Source organism: Sphingomonas vulcanisoli (assembly GCF_011761305.1).
In the GTDB taxonomy this organism is placed as follows: domain Bacteria; phylum Pseudomonadota; class Alphaproteobacteria; order Sphingomonadales; family Sphingomonadaceae; genus Sphingomonas_I; species Sphingomonas_I vulcanisoli.
Map to the genome: position 1 here is coordinate 615958 of NZ_JAAOZC010000001.1, position 19732 is coordinate 635689.

Here is a 19732-nt window from a genome sequence, read left to right on the forward strand (position 1 = left end):
CGGTTGTTTTTACCCCTGTGGCCACCATGCTGATCGATAGCCACTGCCACCTCAACTATAAGGGCTTGGTCGAGGAGCAGGCCGAAGTCCTGGCCCGCGCCCGCGCGCGCGGCGTCACCGGGATGCTCAATATCTCGACCCGCGAGCGGGAATGGGCCGAGATCATCGCCACCGCCGAACGCGAGCCCGATGTCTGGGCCTCGGTCGGCATCCATCCGCATGAGGCGGACGCGCATCCGGATGTGGATACCGAGAAACTGGTCGCCGCCGCGCAGCATCCCAAGGTGATCGCCATTGGCGAGAGCGGGCTCGATTATTATTATGATCATTCGGATCGGGATCGGCAGCGGGCCAGCTTCCGCGCGCATATCGGCGCCGCGCGCGAAACCGGGCTGCCGCTGATCATCCACACCCGCGATGCGGAGGAGGATACTGCCGCGATCGTTGCCGAGGAGATGGGGAAGGGGGCGTTTCCGGCGCTGATCCACTGCTTCACGGCGAGCGAAGCGTTCGGCAATCAGATGCTGGAATTAGGCCTGTCGATCTCGATCTCGGGCATCGTCACCTTCAAGAATGCCAGGGATTTGCAGGCGACCGCCGCCAGGCTGCCCGCCGATCGGCTGCTGATCGAGACCGACGCGCCGTTCCTGGCGCCGGTGCCGCATCGGGGCAAGCCCGGCGAGCCGGCGTTCGTGGCGGATACGGCGGCGTTTCTGGCGCAATTGCGCGGCGTCGAAGTTGAAACATTGCAGGAAGAGACCGCCGCCAACTTCTTCAGACTGTTCAGCAAAGCGAGCCTGTGAGGGCTTCGGCATGAAAGTCACGATACTCGGCTCCGGCACATCATCCGGCGTGCCGCGCATCGACAATGATTGGGGCGCCTGCGATCCGGGCGATCCGCGCAACCGCCGCACGCGCGCATCGATCCTCGTCCAGAGCGACACCACCACGATCCTGGTCGATAGCGGCCCGGACATGCGGGCGCAGCTGTTGGCCGCCGATGTCTCCGCGATCGATGCGGTGATCTGGACCCACGATCATGCCGATCATTGTCACGGCATCGATGATCTCCGGCAACTGTTCCATATCCGCGGCACGCCGGTGCCCGGCTATGCGCGCGCCGAGACGCTGCGCTTGCTCGAGAAGCGCTTCGCGTATGTTTTCCAGGGCCGTGATGGCTATCCGCCGACCACGGACGCGCAGGTGCTGGCCGAGGACATGGTGATCGGCGACATCCGCGTGCGATCGGTGGACATGCCGCATGGCAATATCTTCTCGACCGGTATGCGCTTCGAACAGAGCGTATCGTCGATCGGATATGCCACCGATTTCAACGTGGTGACGCCCGATATGCTCACGCTATTCGAAGGTGTCGACATCTGGATCGCCGATGCCTTGCGGAAAGCGCCGCATCCGACGCATCCGCATCTGGCGATGACGCTGGAGGCCGCCGCACGGATCGGCGCGCATCGCACTGTGCTGACCCATATGGATCAGACGATGGATTATGCGGCCTTGGCGGCCGAACTGCCGCTCGGCGTCGAACCCGGCCATGATGGCCTCATGATCGATCTGCCATGACCGATGATCAGATGATCGGCGTGATAACCATCGTCTGCGCGCTGATCCTCGTCGGCAGCGGGATCGCGCGGCGGCGGCTGGACCAGCGATCGATGCTCGGCCTGATCGGCATTTGGGTGGCGATCATCCTGGCCGGCGTGGCGCTGGCAAGGCTCTGGATCGCTCATCATCCATAGTATCAGCTTTACATAATATATATTATCAGATTGGAGGTGCGATATGGGCGACCTTAGTGAAGATACCCCCCTCAGCCGCCTCCTCACCGTCATGGCCAGGCTTCGCGATCCCGATACCGGCTGTCCGTGGGACGTCGCCCAGACCTTCGGCTCCATCGCGCCCTACACGATCGAGGAAGCCTACGAAGTCGCCGACGCCTGCGAGACTGGCGACATGGCCGCGTTGCGTGACGAGCTCGGCGATCTGCTGTTCCAGGTCGTCTTCCACGCCCGCATGGCCGAAGAGCAAGGCGCCTTCGCCTTCGCCGATGTCGCCACCGCGATCGCCGACAAGATGGAACGCCGCCATCCGCACGTCTTCGGCGATCATCCCAATCGCAACGACCATGCGCAATGGGAAGCGATCAAGGCATCCGAACGCGCCGGCAAGACCGATCCCAGCGCGCTCGCCGGTGTCGCCGGCGCCCTTCCCGCGCTGATGCGCGCGGAGAAGCTCCAGAAGCGCGCCGCCCGCACCGGTTTCGATTGGCCCGACCCGCAGGGCGCGCTCGACAAGATTCACGAGGAGCTGGCCGAAGTGGCCGCCGCGACCAACGAAGCCGAGCGCACAGACGAGATCGGCGATCTGCTGTTCGCCGTCGTCAACTACGCCCGTAAGCTCGGCATCGAACCCGAAGCGGCGCTGCGGGGCGCCAACGCCAAGTTCGAACGCCGCTTCCGCCATGCCGAGCAGGCCGGTGGCGACGGTTTCGTGGGCCTGCCGCTCGATGCCAAGGAAGCGCTCTGGCAAGCCGCCAAACGCGCCTGATTACTCGGCCGCTTCGGGCAAATCCTTCCAGCTCAGCACCGGCTTCCGCGCCGCCGCCGTTTCGTCCAACCTCCGCCTTGGCGCGTAGATCGGCGCGGCCTTGAGGCTCTGATCCCCCGCCTGCGCCCGCTCCGCCACCGCCTTCAGCGCGCCGATAAATTGGTCGAGGCTGGCCTTGCTCTCCGTCTCGGTCGGCTCGATCAGCATCGCGCCATGGACGACGAGCGGGAAATAGACCGTCATCGGATGATAGCCCTCGTCGATCAGCCCTTTGGCGATATCGAGCGTGGTGATGCCGCCCCCTAGCCCATTATCGGTAAACAGAGCCTCATGCATGCAGGGCCCACTCGCCGCGAACGGCGCTTCCAGAACGCCCTCCAGGCTGCGCAGCACATAATTGGCGTTGAGCACGGCATCCTCGGCGACCCGTGCCAGGCCATCGGCGCCATGGCTAAGGATATAGCTGAGCGCGCGGGTGAACATCCCCATCTGGCCATGGAAGGCTGCCATCCGCCCGAAGGCGTGTGGATGATCCTCTCCCGCAGTCTCCTCCTCGACCAGCTCGTAACGGCCATCCGCGTGGAGCCCGACGAACGGCAGCGGTCCGAAGGGTGCAAGCGCTTCGGACAGTACCACCGGCCCCGCACCCGGACCGCCGCCGCCATGCGGAGTCGAGAAGGTCTTGTGGAGATTGATGTGCATCGCATCGATGCCGAGATCGCCGGGACGGACCTTGCCGACGATCGCGTTGAAATTGGCGCCGTCGCAATAGACGTAAGCGCCCACCGCATGCACCGCGTCCGAGATCGCCTTGAGGTCGCGTTCGAACAAGCCGCAGGTGTTGGGATTGGTGATCATCACCGCGGCAACATCCGGCCGCAGCCGCGCTTTGAGCGCCTCGAAATCCACACGACCCTCGCCCGTCGCCGGGATCGTTTCCACCGCATAGCCGCAGAAAGCCGCCGTCGCGGGGTTGGTGCCGTGCGCGCTTTCGGGTACGAGGACCACTTGGCGGACGTCACCCCTCGCCTCAAGCGCGGCGCGGATTGCCAGCAGCCCACACAGTTCGCCATGCGCGCCGGCCTTGGGGCTCATCGCCACGCCGTACATGCCGGTGAGCTTGATCAGCCATACGGCAAGGTTCTGGATCACCGCATAGGCGCCCTGCACCGTTTCCTGCGGCTGCAACGGATGCACATCCGCGAAGCCGGGTAGCCGCGCGATCTTCTCGTTGATCCGCGGATTATGCTTCATCGTGCACGAGCCGAGCGGGAACAGACCAAGATCGATCGCGTAGTTCTGCCGGCTAAGGCGCGTGAAATGACGCACGGTCTCGGGTTCGGAAAGGCCATAGCAGCCGATCGGCGCGGTGCGATCGAGCCCGCCGAGGCGGTTGGCCCCCGACGGCGCCTCGCCGAAATCGACGCCGGTCGTGGTCGTGCTGCCGATCTCGAAGATCAATGGCTCTTCCAGCATCAGCGCGCGATTGCCGGTGAAGGTCGGTGCCCTGCCCGTATCGTTTGCCACGCCCTGCTCGGGCCGCCAGCCGCTCGGATTGATCGTCATGCCAGCGCATCCTCAAGTGCGGAGGCAAGCGCCTCGACATCCTCCGATGTGGTGGTTTCGGTGACGGCGAGGACGAGGCCATTGGCCAGCGCCTCGATGCCCGGATAGAGCCTGCCCAGCGAGACCCCGCCCAAGACTCCCTTTTCCGCCATCGCCCGCACGACAGGCCGCGCTTCCCTCGGCAGGCGCAGCGTGAATTCGTTGAAGAAGGACGGTGTCACCAATTCGACACCGTCGATCTCGACAAGCCGATCCGCGGCAGCGACCGCCTTGGCATGGTTGAGCAACGCCAATTTACGCAACCCCGCCTCGCCGAGCAAACTCATATGGACCGTGAACGCCAGCGCACAAAGCCCTGCATTGGTGCAGATATTGCTCGTCGCTTTCTCACGGCGGATATGCTGTTCGCGGGTCGAAAGCGTCAGCACGAAGCCGCGCTTGCCATCGGCGTCGGTTGTCTCGCCGCAGAGACGGCCCGGCATCTGGCGGACATATTTCTCGCGCGTTGCGAACAGCCCGACATAAGGCCCGCCGAAATTGAGGCCGACACCGATCGACTGGCCCTCCCCCACCACGATATCCGCGCCCATCTCGCCTGGCGATTTAATTGCGCCGAGTGAGACTGGCTCGGTGACGACGACGATCAATAGCGCGCCCTTGGCATGACAGGCCTCCGCCAGTGCGGACCAGTCACCGATATGGCCGAGAATCGAAGGTGTCTGGACGACGACGCAGCTCGTCTCCCCATCCACCGCCGCGACTAGTCGGGCGAGTTCCTTAGCAGGCGCTTCCGGATCGAGCGTCGGAAGGGCTGTTTCCAGCGTATCGCCGGTGAACTTCGCCATCGTCGTGCAGACCGAAACATAATGCGGATGCAGCCCGGCGGAAAGAATCGCCTTCTTTTTCCGCGTGATCCGCCGCGCCATGCCGATCGCTTCCCAGCAGGCGGTCGAGCCATCGTACATTGAGGCATTGGCGACTTCGCAGCCGAACATCGCCGCGACCTGCGTCTGGAATTCAAAGAGGGCCTGCAGCGTGCCTTGCGCGATCTCCGGCTGATAGGGCGTGTAACTGGTGAGGAATTCGCCGCGCTGGATTATGTGATCGACGGTCGCTGGGATGTGGTGGCGGTAGGCGCCGCAGCCGAGGAAAAAGGGCACATCGCCCGCGACCATATTATTGGCTGCCAACGCCTTGAGTTGCCGCTCGACCGCCATTTCCGAAACATGCAGCGGCAGTCCCTCGATCGGCTGCTTCAGAAGCAAATCTTGCGGCACGTCGGCGAACAGCGCCTCGATCGTGGGGGCGCCGATCACCTCCAGCATCTCGGCGCGATCGTCGTCGGTCAGCGGCAGAAAACGCATCAGGTGGGCTTCCTCATCGAAAAACGGAGGCGGACATAATCGGCGATCCAGCTGCCATCGGACTGGCGGAGCCGGCCTTCGAGACGACGCTCGGCACCTTCGGCAATGGCGCTCTGCTCGCTTTCGGATATCTGTTCGGTGTTCATCAAACCGGAGCGGAAGGTCTTGATCCAGCCGGTAATACCGGTCGGCAACGATGTCGGCCGCGGTATCAGCCGCGCCTCGATGTCGGTGAAACCGGCGGCTTGATACGTATCGGTGAAATCGGCGATGCTGGGATACCAATGCGTGCCCGTGGAGCGGACTTCATGACCGCGCGCCGCCAGTTCGGCACGGATCGCCACCCAGATCGCAGCGACATTCCCCTCCCCGCCCATCTCACCGACAAAGCGCCCGCCAGGTTTCAGCGCAGCAAAAGCACCGCACGCGACGCCCTGCTTATCGAGCATCCAGTGCAGCGCGGCGTTGGAGAAAGCGGCATCGAAGTCCGGGCCGAAGGCAAGCGCCTGGCAATCCTGGACCCGCGCGTCGATTCCCTTGGCGCGCGCCGTAGCGACCATCTCAGGCGACGCATCCACGCCTATGACTTCTGCGCCCGTCGCGATGATCTTCTTGGTCAGCACGCCATCGCCACAGCCGATATCGAGGATGCGTTCGCCAGCCTGAGGCGCGAGCAGCTCCAGCACCGGCGCGCCCATTGCGGGCACGAATGCGGCGTTGGCGGCATAATCCGCAGGGTTCCAGCGGCTGGCGTCGTTGACGCTCACAGACCGTCCACGAAGGCCTTGTAGGCGGCGTCATCCATCAGCCCGGCAAGTTCGCCTTCGTTTGAGAGCGTCAATTTGAAGAACCAGCCCTCGCCCTCCGGCGAAGTGTTAACCAGCGCGGGGTCGGCTTCGAGCGCGCCGTTGCCCTCGATCACCTCGCCCGAAACCGGCGCATAGACGTCCGATGCGGCCTTCACCGATTCTACGACTGCGGCCTCCTTGCCCTTCTCCACCTGCGTTCCCGCCGGCGGCACTTCGACGAACACGACGTCACCCAATTGCGCCTGGGCGTAATCGGTAATGCCGACGGTAGCGGTGCTACCCTCGACCGCGATCCATTCATGATCCTTGGTGAAATAGGTCGGCATATGGTCAGGCTCCCTTGCGGTGATAGCGGTGGGGGACGAAGGGCATCGGCACGACGGTGGCGGCGAGCCGCTTGCCGCGAACATCGATCTCAAGTGTGCGACCGAGCGGTGCGCTACCGACGCTGACAATGGCCATCGCGATCGGCGCCTGCAGACTGGGGCTGAAGCCGCCGGACGTGACCGTCCCGACTTGAGCATCGCCGTCATAAACCAACGCGCCTTCCCGCGCGGGTTGCCGCCCTTCGATGCTCAGCCCGATTCGCTTGGCGGGCGCGCCGTGCTTGAGATAGCCGAGGATCTTGTCGGCCCCGGGAAAGCCGCCCTCGCCGCGCCGCCGCTTGGAGATGGCGAACTTGAGGTCGGTCGAGACGGGATCGATCTGCTCGTTGAGGTCATGCCCATAGAGAGGCAGCCCTGCTTCCAGCCGCAGCGAATCGCGCGCGCCGAGGCCGATCGGCTTCACCTCGGGCTGGGCGAGCAAAGCGTTGGCCACAGCCTCGACATCACCGGCATCGACCGAGATTTCGAAGCCATCCTCGCCGGTATAGCCAGAGCGGCTGATATGCGCGTCGACACCATCGATCTGAAAGCGGCCGCCGGTCATGAACACCAACGCCTCAAGCGGAGTTTCGCCGCTCACCAGCCGCTTGAGCGCATCAAACGCCTTGGGGCCCTGCAGCGCCAGTAGCGCGCGCGCGTCCATATGATTGAGCGTGATTGCGTCGGGCAGATGCTCGTGGAGGTGGCCGATATCGTCCCACTTGGTCGCCCCGTTGACGACCATGTAAATGCCGTCGCGCCAGCGCGTGAGCATCAGATCGTCGAGAATGCCGCCCTCTTCATTGAGCAGCAGCGAATAGCGCATCTGGCCGAGCGTGAGGCTCTCGATATCGGCGGGCAGCAAGGCCTCCAGCGCGCCGTCCAGCCCGTCCCCCGACAGGAACAGCTGGCCCATATGGCTGACATCGAACAGCCCGGCGCTCTCGCGAGTCCAGAGGTGCTCGGCGATGATGCCTTCATATTGTATCGGCATGTGATAGCCAGCAAAGGGCACCATCCGCGCACCCTGCGCGCGATGCCAGCTATCGAGCGGCAGCGTCTCGATAATGTCGGGCGCGGTGTCTTCGCTCATGCTCGTCCCCATCAGAAGTGCAACGGCCGCGCCATCGGTCAAGCCGATGACGTGGATCGCTGCCCCCTCTGTCACGGAACCTGAGAGCTTTCCCTCGGGGTGAGCCCAAGGTTACACCTTCGGTGGGACAGGCCCGAGGGCGCATCCGCTTTCCAGAGCGTCGCTTACGAGTCGCGCGGTCCGTTGACCTGAGAGATTCCGGGGCGGTTGCTCCTTCGGCGATGGCGGTCTCTTGCCCAGATCGAACCACCGGCAAGCCGGCTACGATCTGGGAGATTCCCGCCATCTTCTCCCGCGCGTCCGCCCGCCGGTTGCCCGGCGGCGACGGGTCAGGGGATGGCGTGCCCGGGCGCGGGAGTCAACGCCGAAGCAGTCAGTGCGAAACGTTATAGGCCAGTTGATCTTTGGTAAGCTGAAAGCCGATCAGCAATTCGAAATTGGCCTGGTCTACGGCCCGGCGGATGCGCGGATCGGACATGGGATCGATCGAGGCATCGGCGTCGCCCGCCTTGCGCTTGCGGTTGAGCCGCTGCGAAACACTGCTCGGCAGCGATGCGGCGGCCTTGTCCACCGTCGCGGCGGCGCCTGCCGTCCCCTGCCCGCGCAATTGCCCATCGGCGAAGTGGACCTGAACGTTCGAGACTTGCTTGGAAAGGATCTTGGTCCCTGCCTGCAGCACGGTCCAATAATAAGGCAGCAGGATATCGCGTTCGCCGCGCGGATTGGCGCGCGTGGCGACGACATCGAAGGTGACGTTGGCGCGCACCGGCGATCCGGTTTCATCGCATTGGGTACGCAGATTGGTGATCGTCGCGGTTACGTCGAGCGCGCGCGCGTCACGGCTTTGCTCGGGGCTGAACAGCGATACGTCCCCCGTATAGGCCGGGATCGCCACCGCCGGGCAGGTCGATCGCGTGATCTTCTGGCCGAGCGTCTCATCAAGATCCGATTTGCCATGCGAGCAGCCGGCGACCAGCAGCAACAGGCCCAGCGGGAGCAGAACGGAACGAACCAACGGGTGAGACCTCGTGCGATGAGCGGTTTCGCTCCATAGGAACCGGCTTCCCGCGAAGCAAGCGAACGCATAGGGGGATGCGATGGACTGCGGGCGGGGCGATTGAGCAATGGCGGTTTACACGCAGGTGCCCGCCGAAGCGCTGGCCGATTTTCTCGGCCGGTTCGATGTCGGCACGCTGGTCTCGGTGAAGGGCATTGCCGAGGGCGTTGAGAACAGCAATTATCTCGTCGATACAACCGATAACCGGTTCATCCTAACATTGTATGAGAAACGTGTGGCGGAGGGCGATCTGCCGTTCTTCATGGCGTTGCTCGATCATCTTGCCGCACGGGGCAATCCGGTGCCACCCGCGATTCCCGATCGCGAGGGGCGTCTGATCCACGAATTGGAAGGACGGCCAGCCTGCCTGATCCGTTTCCTGCCCGGCGTCTCGGTCACGCGCCCCACCCCGCCCCAGGCCCGCGCCGCCGGGCGGGCAATGGCCGGGATGCATGCGGCGTTGGCCGATTTTATCGGCGAGCGGCCTAATACGCTCGGCTATGAGGCCTGGATGCCGCTGTTCGATCGCTGCGGCAGCGATCTCGACACGATTGACCCTGCGTTGCGGCCAGTGCTCGCGGCGGCGCTCGAGCAGGTTGTGCCACGGTGGCCAAAGGGTGGCGATCAGATGGTGATCCATGCCGATCTCTTTCCCGATAATGTGCTGATGCGCGGCGATATCGTCACCGGCTTGATCGATTTCTACTTCGCCTGCACCGATCTCAGGCTCTACGATCTGGCGATCATGCATTCTGCCTGGTGCTTCGATCCGCCTGGAAATCACTACCAGGCCGATGTCGGACAGGCGCTGATCGAAGGCTATGCGGAGCGATTTCCGCTAAGCATGGGCGAGCGCGCGATCCTGCCGACGCTGGCGATGGGTGCCTGCATCCGCTTCGCGCTGACCCGCGCCTGGGACTGGCTCAACACCCCCGCCGACGCGCTCGTGACGCGCAAGGATCCGCGCGCCTACACGCGCCGCCTGGCTTTCTACGCCAACAACGGCGGACAGGTTTTTCTATGACCGAACTTAGCCATGTCGAGATCGCCACCGATGGCGCGTGCAAGGGCAATCCCGGCCAAGGCGGATGGGCGGCAATCATCCGATCGGCCGGCCATGAGAAAGAGATCTCAGGCGGTGAGCGAGAGACGACCAATAACCGTATGGAATTGCGGGCCGCAATCGAAGGCTTGAACGCGCTCAAACGCCCCTGCCGCGTGACGCTGTCGACCGATAGCCGCTATGTGATGGATGGTCTTACCAAATGGGTCGCCGGTTGGCAGCGTAACGGTTGGAAGACCGCAGCCAGGCAGCCGGTGAAGAATGAAGACCTTTGGCGCGCCCTGCTCGATGCCGCCAAACCACACCGAATCGAATGGGTCTGGGTCAAGGGCCATGCCGGCCATCCCGATAATGAGCGTGCCGATAAGCTCGCCTGCGCCGAAGCGTTGGTTTTCGCACGGAAACCTGCGCGCGCTGCGCCGTTCTCCGCTTGAAGGAGAAACGAAAGTGAGCGTCGCATTCCGTCGCGAGAGTGACGAGGAGCATAAGGAGCCGCGGTTCGAACTGCCGATTCCGCCCGGGCCCAATCTGGTGACGCCGCGCGGCCTATCGCTGATCCAGGCGCGCGTCGCGGAACTGGAGGCGGAGGACGGCGGCGATGAAGCGGCGCTGGCCGATCGCGCACGCGATCTGCGCTATTGGCGGCAGCGGTTGGCGACCGCCCGGCCCGCTCCGCCGCCGCCTGAGGACGAAGTCGCTTTCGGATCGAAGGTGAAGTTCAGGCTCAACAAAGCCATCCAGACGATTGAGATCGTTGGTGATGATGAAGCTGATCCCGCACAAGGCCGGGTATCGTTCGCCGCGCCTCTGGCGCGCGCGATGATCGGCGGCGGCGTGGGTGACATGGTCGAGTTCGCCGGCCGCGAGGACGCGATCGAAGTTCTGGCCATCCTGAAATAGCCCGTCTTTATCGAAACCGACCGGGTGCGTAGGGCTCGAGATCGATGTGCGCGACCCAGTCCGGCATCGGCTGCTCCAGAAGCAGGGCCGCGCCGATCGCGGCAGCGGCGGGGGCGGTCTGGATACCGAAACCGCCCTGCCCGGCGAACCAGAAGAACCCCGGCGCCTGTGGGTCGAAGCCGTAGATGGGCGCTCGATCGGGCGCGAAGCTTCGCAGCCCCGCCCAGGCGCGCTCCCGCTTGACGACTTGCCACGTCATCGCCTGCTGGAAGCGATCGATGGCGACCGCAATATCGATCTCCTCGGGTGCGACATCATGCGCCGGGCAGGCGGTTTCGTCATGCGGCGTCAGCCAGATTCGTCCGCCCGCCTCCGGCTTGAAATAGAAGCGACCGGCGGCGTCCATCACCAGCGGCAGATCCGCCGCCGCCGGTGGATCGGTGAGCAGCTGGATAACCGTGCGGCGGTGCGGTGTCACGGCAATGGCCATCGCCCCTGCCATCCGCGCGATCGTGGTGGCCCATGCGCCAGCGGCGTTGACGACGAGCCCCGCCGCCACATCCCCCGCCCGTGTTGTCAGACGCCAGCCGCTGCCGGTGCGAGCAGCCTCCCTGACGGGCGCGTTGAGGAGTAGACCGACACCCGCGTGACGGGCCTCCGTGAGTATGGCGGTGTGATATGCGGCGACATCGATGTCTTGGCAGCTAGGCTCGAACAGAGCGCGTCCGAATTGTGGCGCCAAGCCGGGCAGAAGGGCGTGCAGCGCGGCGGGCCCAACCGGCTCCAGGAGAGGCGCGCCTCCCGCAAATTCCGCCGCCAGCGCCGCAAGTGCCCCATCCCCTTCCGGATCGGCGATGTGGAGGCAGCCGCGGGGGCTAAGATAGGGCGCCAGCGCAGCCGCCGATGCGGTTGTCAGCGGCTGCACGGCCGGCCCGCCATAGCTTTCGGACCAGAAGGCAGCCGATCGTCCCGTGGCATGATAACCCGGCTGCGCTTCCGCCTCGATCAGCAACACGCGCGCACGGCGTCCGATCGCTGCGGCTAGGCTCGCGCCTGCGATGCCGGCCCCGATGATCGCAATGTCCGTACTGTGCATCGGCCGCGGTTACGGTTTCGCAAGGCCTGTCGTCTAGCGGTTCGGCAATGAACGCGGTTCAAATCGTCCTGCTGGCGTTGCTCGCCGCGCTGCTCGTGACCGCGGTGGTGACCGATCTGCGCGCGCGGACGATCGCGAATCGCCTCAATCTGGCAGTGGCCGCGCTCGGCATCGTCTGGTGGTTCGCATCCGGCTTGGGCCTCGCGGTCATCGGATTACAGGTGGCCGGCGCGCTGGCCGTGCTGCTGCTCTTCGGTCTCGCCTTTGCGCTGGGCGCCATGGGCGGGGGCGACGTCAAGCTGATCGCGGCGCTGGCGCTCTGGCTGCCGCCCCTGCTCCTGATCAAATTGCTCATCCTGATGAGCATCGGTGGCGGCCTGCTGACGCTGGTGATGATCGCCGTGAAGATCGGCCGCCGTAGCGAGGGAGGAATCGAAATCCCCTATGGCGTGGCGATCTCAGGAGCAGCCCTGATGGTCATGGCCAACGATATCTTAACCATCCCCCGCCCATAACGCGCTTTGCTTGCCACGGGGTGAGCGAGTGAAGGGTGTTTGAGGCATGAATCCTCGCAAGGTAATGGTCATGGCAGGCGCGCTGATTTTCGCGCTTTGCTGCGCTTTATTCGCGCGCAATCTGGTGAGCGGAGAAGCCGCTGCACCGGCCAATGCGGCTTTGCCCGCGCCTGCACCGCTCGGCCCCGAAGTGCTTGTCGCGATTCGCACGCTCACCCCCGGCACGATCGTCACCCCCGATGCCTTCCGGTATCAGCCCTGGCCCAAAGATCTGGTCGAGAAGGCCTATTTTGTGCGCGGCGAGCAGGCTGTCCAGTCGATCAACGGCTCGGTCGTTCGCTATCCGGTCACCGCAGGCCAACCGCTGACGCAGGGCGCGCTGGTTTCGCCTGGCGATCGCGGCTTCCTTGCCGCGGCGCTCGGCCCGGGGATGCGCGCGGTCACGATCTCGGTTTCCGCGCAGAGCGGCGTCGCGGGCTTCATCTTCCCGGGCGATCGCGTCGATCTCTTGCTCACGCAGACAGTGAACGGCGGCGGCGACGGACAGCCGCTGCGCACGACCGAGACAATCGTTCAGAACATGCGTGTGCTGGCGACCGATCAGCATACCGACAAGACCGTGAACGATGCGGGCAAGACGCAGGTGGCCATCTTCTCGAACGTCACCGTCGAGGCCACGCCCAAGATCGGTGAGAAGATCGCCGTGGCGCAGGCGCTCGGCACGCTCAGCCTCGCGCTCCGCCCGATTGCCGACGATCGCATGGAGCTCGAGCGGCAGATCGCCGCGGGTGAGATCAATGTCCCCGAGGTCAATAATGGCAAGGCCGAACAGCAGATGCTGCTGCAGGTCGCATCCCGCCCGATCGAAAGCGACACGGTGACAACCGGCGCGGATGTAAGCCGCTTCCAGCGGAGTAACGTGCCGGGAAAAGCTTCGGCGCCGGTAGCGGCGCCGGCCCCGACAGCACCGAGCCTCTTCCGCCCCCGCGGCGGCACCATCGCCATCGCGCGCGGCCAGACCGTGACCGAAACGCCCGTGGGGGGAATGAACTGATGCGCGTTACCATCAATCGTGGCGTATTGCTCGCCGCCGCCATGGCAATGCCTGCTCCCGCTGATGCCGCCCCGGCCGACAAGGCCGACGCCGTTGCGATCGGCGCAGCCGATGCCGCCACCGTGCTGGTGCCCAGCGATAGCGCGAACCCGACTCATGCCGAGCTGCCCGCTCGCGCCATCGCGCTCTCGATCGGCACCGGCCAGCTGATCCGTCTTCCTCGTCCGATTTCCGGCATGTTCATTGCGGACGACAAGATCGCCGACGTCCAGGTTAAGAGCACGACGCAGGTCTATCTCTTCGCCAAGGCCGCGGGCGAAACCAGCGTGTTCGCCACCGACAAAAGCGGTGCCGTCGTCTGGTCCGCCACCGTGCGCGTCGGCAACAATATCGCGGGCGTGGGTTCTATTCTCCGTGCGGCAATGCCCGATAACGACGTCACCGCGACGCCGATCGGCGCAAACGTCGTGCTGCTTACCGGCACCGTCCTCGGTCCCAAGGACGCCGAAGAGGCGCAGACGCTTGCCGAGGCCTATCTCGGCAAGGATGCGACCGTGCTCAACCATCTCAAGGTGGCTACGCCGCAGCAGGTGAGCTTGCATGTCAAGATCGCAGAGGTCAGCCGTTCGGTAGCGCGTGATATCGGCGTCAACATTACGAACCGCGGACATGGCAATCCGATCTTCAGCATCGGTCAAGGTAGCCCAGGCACGATTTCGACCAACGCGAACAATACCGTGGATCCCGCCAGTGGCGCTACGCCCGGATCGACGATCTACAGCTTTGCGCAGGGCGCGCTCGGCACCACGCTGGGTCTTGCCGGGCATGCGTTCGGCGCAGATATCCTTTCGACGCTCAATCTGGCCGAGCAGAGCGGCCTGGTCACGACGCTCGCCGAGCCGAATCTCGTCGCCATGTCGGGCGAGACGGCGAGTTTCTTGGCGGGCGGCGAAATCCCGATTCCGCAGAGCCAGGGTCTCGGCGCTGTTTCGGTTCAGTATAAGGAGTATGGTGTAAGCCTTTCTTTTACGCCAGTTGTCATGTCAAGCGGCCGCATCTCGATCCGCGTTCGCCCCGAGGTTTCCGAGCTGTCTGACGCCGGCTCGGTCAAACTCAACGGCTTTACCATCCCGTCCCTCACCACCCGCCGGGTCGAAACGACGGTAGAGCTGGGATCCGGTCAAAGCTTCGCGATCGGCGGTCTGTTGCAGAACACCCACAATAACAGCCTGGATAAGGCGCCGATGCTGGGTGATCTGCCGGTGATTGGCGCTCTCTTCCGCTCGAACAGCTTCCGCAAGCAGGAGACCGAGCTGGTGGTTGTCGTCACGCCTTATATCGTGAAGCCGGTAGATGCGGCGCGGATCGCTCTTCCCACCGATGGCTACCGTTCGCCGACGACCGCGGACCGCGTGTTGCTCGGCAAGATGAGCGATGCCGCGCCTCCTCCGCCCGTGCCGGTCGCCGTGCCCAGCCCGGGCTTGCAGTGATGGAACTCTTCATGCGCCTACCGTACCGTTTCGCTATCATGATGCCGTTGATCGCGCTTTCCGCCTGTTCGGCAGGCGAGCGCGGCATGAACTCCCCGCATCAGCCGCTGGTGAGCCCGCAGGCCGCCACCGTGCCGAACTGTCCGGATTGGAGCGACAAGGATCGCCCGACCACAGACGCGCAAGCTGCCAATTACGGATGCGCAACCGCGGTGAATCTGGCGGCGATGATCGCGGATCCCACCGATCTGCTGCACGGCAAGAATGAAAACGGATCGCGGGTGGAGGTATCGGTCCGTGCGATACGCTCTTGGCGTAAGGTCGCGCCGACCATTGAGGCGGGAATCGAAAAAGTTTCCTCGAAGGGCGGCAACTAATGAATGCTCCCTTTTCCGGGCGCGTTCAGCCACGCGATCCCTTCAGCGCATTTCTGAGCGACCATGAATCCGAAAACGCCTCACGCGGCGTCGCCGGCACGCTTGGCTGGCCTGCCGAACGCATTCACAACGGTGGCATCCGCTATGCGATCCAGACGCTTGCGGTAACAGCCAGCCCCAGCGTTTTGCTTGTCGATCTGTCCGAAGCTGCCAATCCGCTGGAAGAGGTCGATGCATTGGCCGAAGTCTGCGAACCTGGCACGATCGTGATAACCTGCGGCACCACCAACGATGTACGCCTGTACCGGGAGCTGATCAATTTCGGCATTCACGATTATCTGGTGAAGCCCTTCTCTCAAGAGCAACTGCATGAAGTCATCATGCAGGCCCAGCTTCAGCAGAGCGAGGCGCAAGAGCGCGTCGAAGTCGCAAAAACCCCGCACAATCTGACGGCGGTGATCGGCGTGCGCGGCGGTGTCGGCGCGACCACGATTGCGGTGTCGCTCGCATGGCTGCTGGCCGAGCACAAGCAGCGCAACACCGCTCTCCTCGATCTCGACGTCCATTTCGGCACAGGGGCACTGTCCTTCGATATCGAGCCCGGCCGCGGGCTTACCGACGCGATCGAGAACCCGAGCCGCATCGACGGTCTGTTCATCGAACGCGCGCTGGTAAAGGCGCACCCTCGGCTCGGTGTGCTCTCCGCCGAGGCGCCGATGCACACGCCACTGAACGGCGAAAGCGATGCTTTCCTTCAGTTGCAGGAGGAGCTGCGCAACGCTTTTCCGTTCACCATCGTCGATCTGCCGCGGCACATGCTGATCCAGCATCCCGCGCTGATGCAGATCGTGAATGTCGCCATCGTCGTCACCGATCTCACGCTGGCCGCAACGCGCGATACCATTCGCCTACTGTCCTGGCTGAAGAGCAATGCGCCTTCGAGCCAGGTTGTGCTCGTCGCCAATCATGTTTCGAGCGGCGCCGTGGACGAGATCGATCGCAAATCGTTCGAAGCTTCGATCGAACGTTCCGTCGATATCCTTGTCGCAGCTGAACCCAAGCTGGCGGTGCAGGCAGCCAAGCTCGGCAAGCCCTTCATCGAGATTGCGCGCTCCAGCAAGGCCGGCAGCGCCCTTACCGCCCTCGTCGACCGGCTCAGCAGCGAAGAGGCGCCTACCAAGAAGGCCGGCTCGCTGCTGGATAAGCTCGCCGATTTACGCAAGTTGCTCGACAAGGGTGGGAAGAAGCCTGCCGCCAAATGATGATCGTAGCGGTCCTCTTCGTTTTGGGCAGCGGGCTCACGCTGGGCGCGCTGCTCAGCGGCAGCGGTGCCGATAAGGCTCGCAAGCGGCGACTGGAAGCGCTGCGTGCCCGCCATGTCGAAGGCAATGTCGAAACCCAGATGCGCCGGATATCGGCCAACCGTCAGAACAACGTCACCGGCATCTGGGCGCTGCTCCCGCGCCGTGAGTTGCTTGAGCGACGGTTGGCGGCTACCGGCAAGCCCTGGACCGTCACCAATTATATGATCGCCTCTGGGGTGCTGGTCGTCGTCGCCTGGGCCATTCTTCTCATGCGGGGCATGCCGCTGCTGATCACCTTCAGCCTCGGCATCGTGATCGGCGCCGGCCTGCCGCACTGGCTGATCGGTCGCATGGGCAAGCGCCGCGCCGCCAAGTTCGTCGCCAAATTCCCGGACGCGATCGAGCTTCTGGTGCGCGGTCTGCGATCGGGGCTGCCGATTTCCGAGACGATCGGCGTTGTCGGGCGTGAAGTCCCCGATCCCGTCGGCACCGAATTCCGCACTGTCGCCGACAAGATGAAGATCGGCCGCACCATGGACGCCGCACTGCAGGATAGCGCGGACCGGCTGCAAACCTCGGAATTTCAATTCTTCGTGATCAGCCTGGCGATCCAGCGCGAAACCGGCGGCAACCTAGCCGAGACGCTTTCCAACCTTGCGGAGGTGCTGCGCAAGCGGATGCAGATGAAGCTCAAGGTTGCGGCGATGTCGTCCGAATCCAAGGCATCTGCCTACATCATCGGCTCGCTGCCCTTCATCGTCTTCGGCCTGATCATGTGGATCAACCCGACATATATGGGGGGCTTCTTCCATGACCCGCGGCTGATGATCGCGGCCGGCGGCGGCGCGGTCTGGATGGGGCTCGGCGTGTTCATCATGGCCAAGATGATCAATTTCGAGATCTGATCGGATGGGCTTTTTCACCTCGATCAACATGACGTGGATCGCGACATTTATGTCGGTCGCGGCACTCGGCAGCCTTATCGTCTTTTTCTGGGCGGCGACGACCGCGCGCGATCCGATGACGCGGCGCGTGAAGGCGCTCAACGCCCGGCGCGAGCAATTGAAAGCCGGTATCACCGCCTCCACCCGCAAGCGCACACCGCTCAACAAGAAGAGCCAGTCGACCGATCGGATGCGGAAGATCCTTGCCTCGCTCAAGGTGCTGCAAGGCACGCAGATACGCGAAGCGCAGATCAAACTCGCCCAGGCCGGTATCCGCACCAAGGATACGGCGATCACGGTGATCTTCGGCCGCCTCGTGCTGCCCGTGGTGCTGGGCGGGGGTGTCGTCATCGCGGTTTATGGGTTCGGCTGCTTTTCCGATTGGAGCTGGATCAAGCGCTATCTGCTCGTCGCGGGCAGCTTGATCGGCAGCTACAAGGCGCCGGACATCTATCTCAAGAACCTGATCACCAAACGTACCGCCGCGATCCACAAGGGCATCGCCGATGCGCTCGATCTGCTGGTGATTTGCGCCGAGGCTGGCCTCACCGTCGATGCCGCCTTCGCCCGCGTGGCGCGGGAGCTGGGCAAAGGCTATCCGGAGCTTGCCGACGAGATGGCGCTGACCTCGATCGAGCTCGGTTTCCTCACCGATCGCCGCCAGGCGTTTGAAAATCTCACCTCGCGCGTGAAGCTCGAATCCTTGCGCGGGGTCGTCACGACGATGATCCAGACCGAGAAGTACGGCACCCCGCTTGCCTCTGCGCTGCGTGTCCTCACCGCCGAATTCCGCCATGAGCGAATGATGAAGGCCGAAGAAAAGGCCGCGCGCCTGCCCGCGATCATGACCGTGCCGCTGATTCTCTTCATCCTGCCGGTGTTGTTCATCGTGATCCTGGGGCCGGCCGCCTGCTCGATATCGGACAATATGTTCAAGAATTGAGGCGCCGGTTGACGGAGCGCGGCGACGGCTTAGTCGTAGGTCAGCGCAATATTGTCGGAGAGCCTCCATGCCCACCTTCACGACCAACCAGTGGGTCGTCGTCTTTCTCGTCCTTTTGCTCGGCTGGCTACTGGGGCTGATCTCGCGCTCGGGCGGTGCCAAGTGGCGGCGCGCCTATGAAGCCGAACGCGACGGCCGGATCGAGGAAAACCGCGAGCATGCCGCCGCCCTCGAGGCCGCCAACGCGCGCATCGCCGAACTGGAGCGCACGCGGCCCGTGGTGACCAAGGCTCCCGTCGCGGCACCCTTGGCAAGCACCGAAACGCTGGACCTCACCCGCGACGATCTGGCGCGTATCCGCGGCGTCGGCGCGGCGGGGCAGCGGCGGCTCAACGATGTCGGCATCTATCGCTACGCCGACATCGCCTCGCTGACGCCCGCCGATGAGACGGCGCTGGAGGAGAAGCTCGGCGCCGATCCCGGCTATATCGAGCAGGAAGGTTGGCGCGAGCAGGCCGCTTTGCTCGCTGATGGTAAGCTCGACGAGCACCAGACCCGCTTCGGCTGAGCGTCTTACTCCCGCGGCGGCTTCATGCCGTGCTTCGGCGGACGCGCGGCGCGATTGTCGCCCCCGCCCAGCTTGGGCAGTTCGTCGCGGGTGATCGCGCCATCGTGATTGACGTCGAGCAAGGCGAAGCGGCGTGAGGCCGCGGCCAGGAACTCCTGTTCGCTGACGCCGCGGTTGAAATCGGTATCGGCTGCAATCACCGGTTCGGGCAGCGCCAGATAGGAATATGGCGTCACGCCTTGTCCGGCGGGATCGAACTTGGGCTTGGATTCGGGCGCGCTGCCATCGCCATTGTCCTGAATTGGGTGGCCGAAATTCTCGTCGATCGGGCCGCCGCCGGTGATGCCGGTTTCCGGCGCAATCACCTGCTCATAATGCTCGATCTCCTCAGGCCCGATCTCATGATCATGATCCCGGTCGAGGATCGCAAAAAAGCGCATCGCATCGGCGCGGAACTCGGCGAGCGTGATCTTGCCGTCATGATTGGTATCGGCCTGGGCGAACCATGCTTCGGCATTATCGGGCGCGTCGCGGAACGGCTCGCCCATCGGGCTGAAGAACAGGCGCCCGGCATGCTCGTGCGGCACAGGCTGGGCGAGCGCCGAGGTGGCGGCGCCGATCAGCGCGATCAGGGGGAGGGTTGCTTTGGTCACGCCCGC

General features: G+C 64.1%; 23 protein-coding genes and 2 riboswitches. Of the genes, 15 read left to right on the forward strand and 8 right to left on the reverse strand.

All coding sequences use genetic code 11. The annotated features are described in order from the left end of the window. The first annotated feature begins 26 nt into the window (after nucleotides 1-26). From FHS31_RS02880 to mazG, 4 genes are read left to right on the forward strand one after another with little or no spacing between them, the layout of a single operon-like run. Entirely contained in the window at nucleotides 27-803 is a 777-nt protein-coding gene (locus tag FHS31_RS02880; protein WP_167072047.1) for a TatD family hydrolase, read from the forward strand. A 10-nt stretch (nucleotides 804-813) separates the two neighbouring features. Further along, nucleotides 814-1581 carry an MBL fold metallo-hydrolase gene (locus tag FHS31_RS02885; RefSeq protein WP_167071804.1) on the forward strand — a complete coding sequence of 256 codons (768 nt, stop codon included), beginning with the start codon at nucleotides 814-816 and terminating at the stop codon, nucleotides 1579-1581. Further along, entirely contained in the window at nucleotides 1578-1757 is a 180-nt protein-coding gene (locus FHS31_RS02890; RefSeq protein WP_167071805.1) for a hypothetical protein, read from the forward strand. Before FHS31_RS02885 ends, FHS31_RS02890 begins: the two co-directional genes overlap by 4 nt. A gap of 43 nt (nucleotides 1758-1800) precedes the next feature. Next, the gene (mazG, locus tag FHS31_RS02895) at nucleotides 1801-2565 is read left to right on the forward strand and encodes a nucleoside triphosphate pyrophosphohydrolase (RefSeq protein ID WP_167071806.1); all 765 of its coding nucleotides are present in this window, start codon (nucleotides 1801-1803) and stop codon (nucleotides 2563-2565) included. Here mazG and gcvPB read toward each other — a convergent pair whose 3' ends face one another. The 6 genes from gcvPB to FHS31_RS02925 form a co-directional block, all read right to left on the reverse strand. Further along, on the reverse strand, nucleotides 2566-4131 hold the full coding sequence (gene gcvPB / locus FHS31_RS02900; RefSeq protein WP_167071807.1) for an aminomethyl-transferring glycine dehydrogenase subunit GcvPB: 1566 nt from the start codon (nucleotides 4129-4131) through the stop codon (nucleotides 2566-2568). It lies immediately after the preceding gene. Further along, a complete protein-coding gene (gene gcvPA / locus FHS31_RS02905; RefSeq protein ID WP_167071808.1) occupies nucleotides 4128-5495 on the reverse strand; it encodes an aminomethyl-transferring glycine dehydrogenase subunit GcvPA in 1368 nt (455 codons plus the stop codon). The genes gcvPB and gcvPA overlap by 4 nt, the downstream gene beginning before the upstream one ends. Beyond that, nucleotides 5495-6262 carry a class I SAM-dependent methyltransferase gene (locus FHS31_RS02910; protein ID WP_341786271.1) on the reverse strand — a complete coding sequence of 256 codons (768 nt, stop codon included), beginning with the start codon at nucleotides 6260-6262 and terminating at the stop codon, nucleotides 5495-5497. Before FHS31_RS02910 ends, gcvPA begins: the two co-directional genes overlap by 1 nt. Continuing rightward, complete coding sequence (gene gcvH / locus FHS31_RS02915; protein ID WP_167071809.1) at nucleotides 6259-6630, reverse strand: glycine cleavage system protein GcvH; 372 nt, start codon at nucleotides 6628-6630, stop codon at nucleotides 6259-6261. Before gcvH ends, FHS31_RS02910 begins: the two co-directional genes overlap by 4 nt. A gap of 4 nt (nucleotides 6631-6634) precedes the next feature. After that, nucleotides 6635-7762, reverse strand: coding sequence for a glycine cleavage system aminomethyltransferase GcvT (gcvT, locus tag FHS31_RS02920; protein ID WP_167071810.1), 1128 nt, complete (start codon nucleotides 7760-7762; stop codon nucleotides 6635-6637). Between the two features lie 58 nt (nucleotides 7763-7820). Continuing rightward, nucleotides 7821-7928, reverse strand: a riboswitch (glycine riboswitch). Further along, nucleotides 7929-8067, reverse strand: a riboswitch (glycine riboswitch). 68 nt (nucleotides 8068-8135) lie between these two features. Beyond that, on the reverse strand, nucleotides 8136-8777 hold the full coding sequence (locus tag FHS31_RS02925; RefSeq protein ID WP_167071811.1) for a hypothetical protein: 642 nt from the start codon (nucleotides 8775-8777) through the stop codon (nucleotides 8136-8138). A gap of 109 nt (nucleotides 8778-8886) precedes the next feature. Here FHS31_RS02925 and thrB point away from each other — a divergent pair, with 109 nt between their 5' ends. From thrB to FHS31_RS02940, 3 genes are read left to right on the forward strand one after another with little or no spacing between them, the layout of a single operon-like run. Next, a complete protein-coding gene (gene thrB / locus FHS31_RS02930) occupies nucleotides 8887-9843 on the forward strand; it encodes a homoserine kinase (protein ID WP_167071812.1) in 957 nt (318 codons plus the stop codon). Next, a complete protein-coding gene (gene rnhA, locus FHS31_RS02935; RefSeq protein ID WP_167071813.1) occupies nucleotides 9840-10316 on the forward strand; it encodes a ribonuclease HI in 477 nt (158 codons plus the stop codon). Before thrB ends, rnhA begins: the two co-directional genes overlap by 4 nt. 13 nt (nucleotides 10317-10329) lie before the next feature. Further along, complete coding sequence (locus FHS31_RS02940; RefSeq protein WP_167071814.1) at nucleotides 10330-10782, forward strand: GreA/GreB family elongation factor; 453 nt, start codon at nucleotides 10330-10332, stop codon at nucleotides 10780-10782. Nucleotides 10783-10789: 7 nt separating this feature from the next. Here FHS31_RS02940 and FHS31_RS02945 read toward each other — a convergent pair whose 3' ends face one another. Beyond that, the gene (locus FHS31_RS02945; protein ID WP_167071815.1) at nucleotides 10790-11878 is read right to left on the reverse strand and encodes an NAD(P)/FAD-dependent oxidoreductase; all 1089 of its coding nucleotides are present in this window, start codon (nucleotides 11876-11878) and stop codon (nucleotides 10790-10792) included. A 47-nt stretch (nucleotides 11879-11925) separates the two neighbouring features. Here FHS31_RS02945 and FHS31_RS02950 point away from each other — a divergent pair, with 47 nt between their 5' ends. The 8 genes from FHS31_RS02950 (at nucleotide 11926) to FHS31_RS02985 (ending at nucleotide 19073) form a co-directional block, all read left to right on the forward strand. Beyond that, a complete protein-coding gene (locus tag FHS31_RS02950) occupies nucleotides 11926-12393 on the forward strand; it encodes a prepilin peptidase (protein WP_167071816.1) in 468 nt (155 codons plus the stop codon). Nucleotides 12394-12439: 46 nt separating this feature from the next. Continuing rightward, entirely contained in the window at nucleotides 12440-13447 is a 1008-nt protein-coding gene (gene cpaB / locus FHS31_RS02955; RefSeq protein WP_167071817.1) for a Flp pilus assembly protein CpaB, read from the forward strand. Continuing rightward, on the forward strand, nucleotides 13447-14937 hold the full coding sequence (locus FHS31_RS02960) for a type II and III secretion system protein family protein (RefSeq protein WP_243843210.1): 1491 nt from the start codon (nucleotides 13447-13449) through the stop codon (nucleotides 14935-14937). Before cpaB ends, FHS31_RS02960 begins: the two co-directional genes overlap by 1 nt. Nucleotides 14938-14948: 11 nt before the next feature. Further along, entirely contained in the window at nucleotides 14949-15314 is a 366-nt protein-coding gene (locus FHS31_RS02965; protein WP_167071818.1) for a CpaD family pilus assembly lipoprotein, read from the forward strand. Continuing rightward, complete coding sequence (locus tag FHS31_RS02970; RefSeq protein WP_167071819.1) at nucleotides 15314-16576, forward strand: cellulose synthase operon protein YhjQ/BcsQ; 1263 nt, start codon at nucleotides 15314-15316, stop codon at nucleotides 16574-16576. The genes FHS31_RS02965 and FHS31_RS02970 overlap by 1 nt, the downstream gene beginning before the upstream one ends. Continuing rightward, nucleotides 16573-17523 (forward strand): type II secretion system F family protein, encoded by a 951-nt coding sequence (locus FHS31_RS02975; protein ID WP_167071820.1) that lies wholly within the window; start codon nucleotides 16573-16575, stop codon nucleotides 17521-17523. The genes FHS31_RS02970 and FHS31_RS02975 overlap by 4 nt, the downstream gene beginning before the upstream one ends. Nucleotides 17524-17527: 4 nt before the next feature. Beyond that, the gene (locus FHS31_RS02980; RefSeq protein ID WP_167071821.1) at nucleotides 17528-18505 is read left to right on the forward strand and encodes a type II secretion system F family protein; all 978 of its coding nucleotides are present in this window, start codon (nucleotides 17528-17530) and stop codon (nucleotides 18503-18505) included. A gap of 67 nt (nucleotides 18506-18572) precedes the next feature. After that, nucleotides 18573-19073 carry a hypothetical protein gene (locus FHS31_RS02985; RefSeq protein WP_167071822.1) on the forward strand — a complete coding sequence of 167 codons (501 nt, stop codon included), beginning with the start codon at nucleotides 18573-18575 and terminating at the stop codon, nucleotides 19071-19073. 5 nt (nucleotides 19074-19078) lie between these two features. Here the strand turns inward: FHS31_RS02985 and FHS31_RS02990 are convergent, their stop codons facing one another. After that, nucleotides 19079-19726, reverse strand: coding sequence for an EF-hand domain-containing protein (locus FHS31_RS02990; protein ID WP_167071823.1), 648 nt, complete (start codon nucleotides 19724-19726; stop codon nucleotides 19079-19081). Nucleotides 19727-19732: the final 6 nt, after the last annotated feature.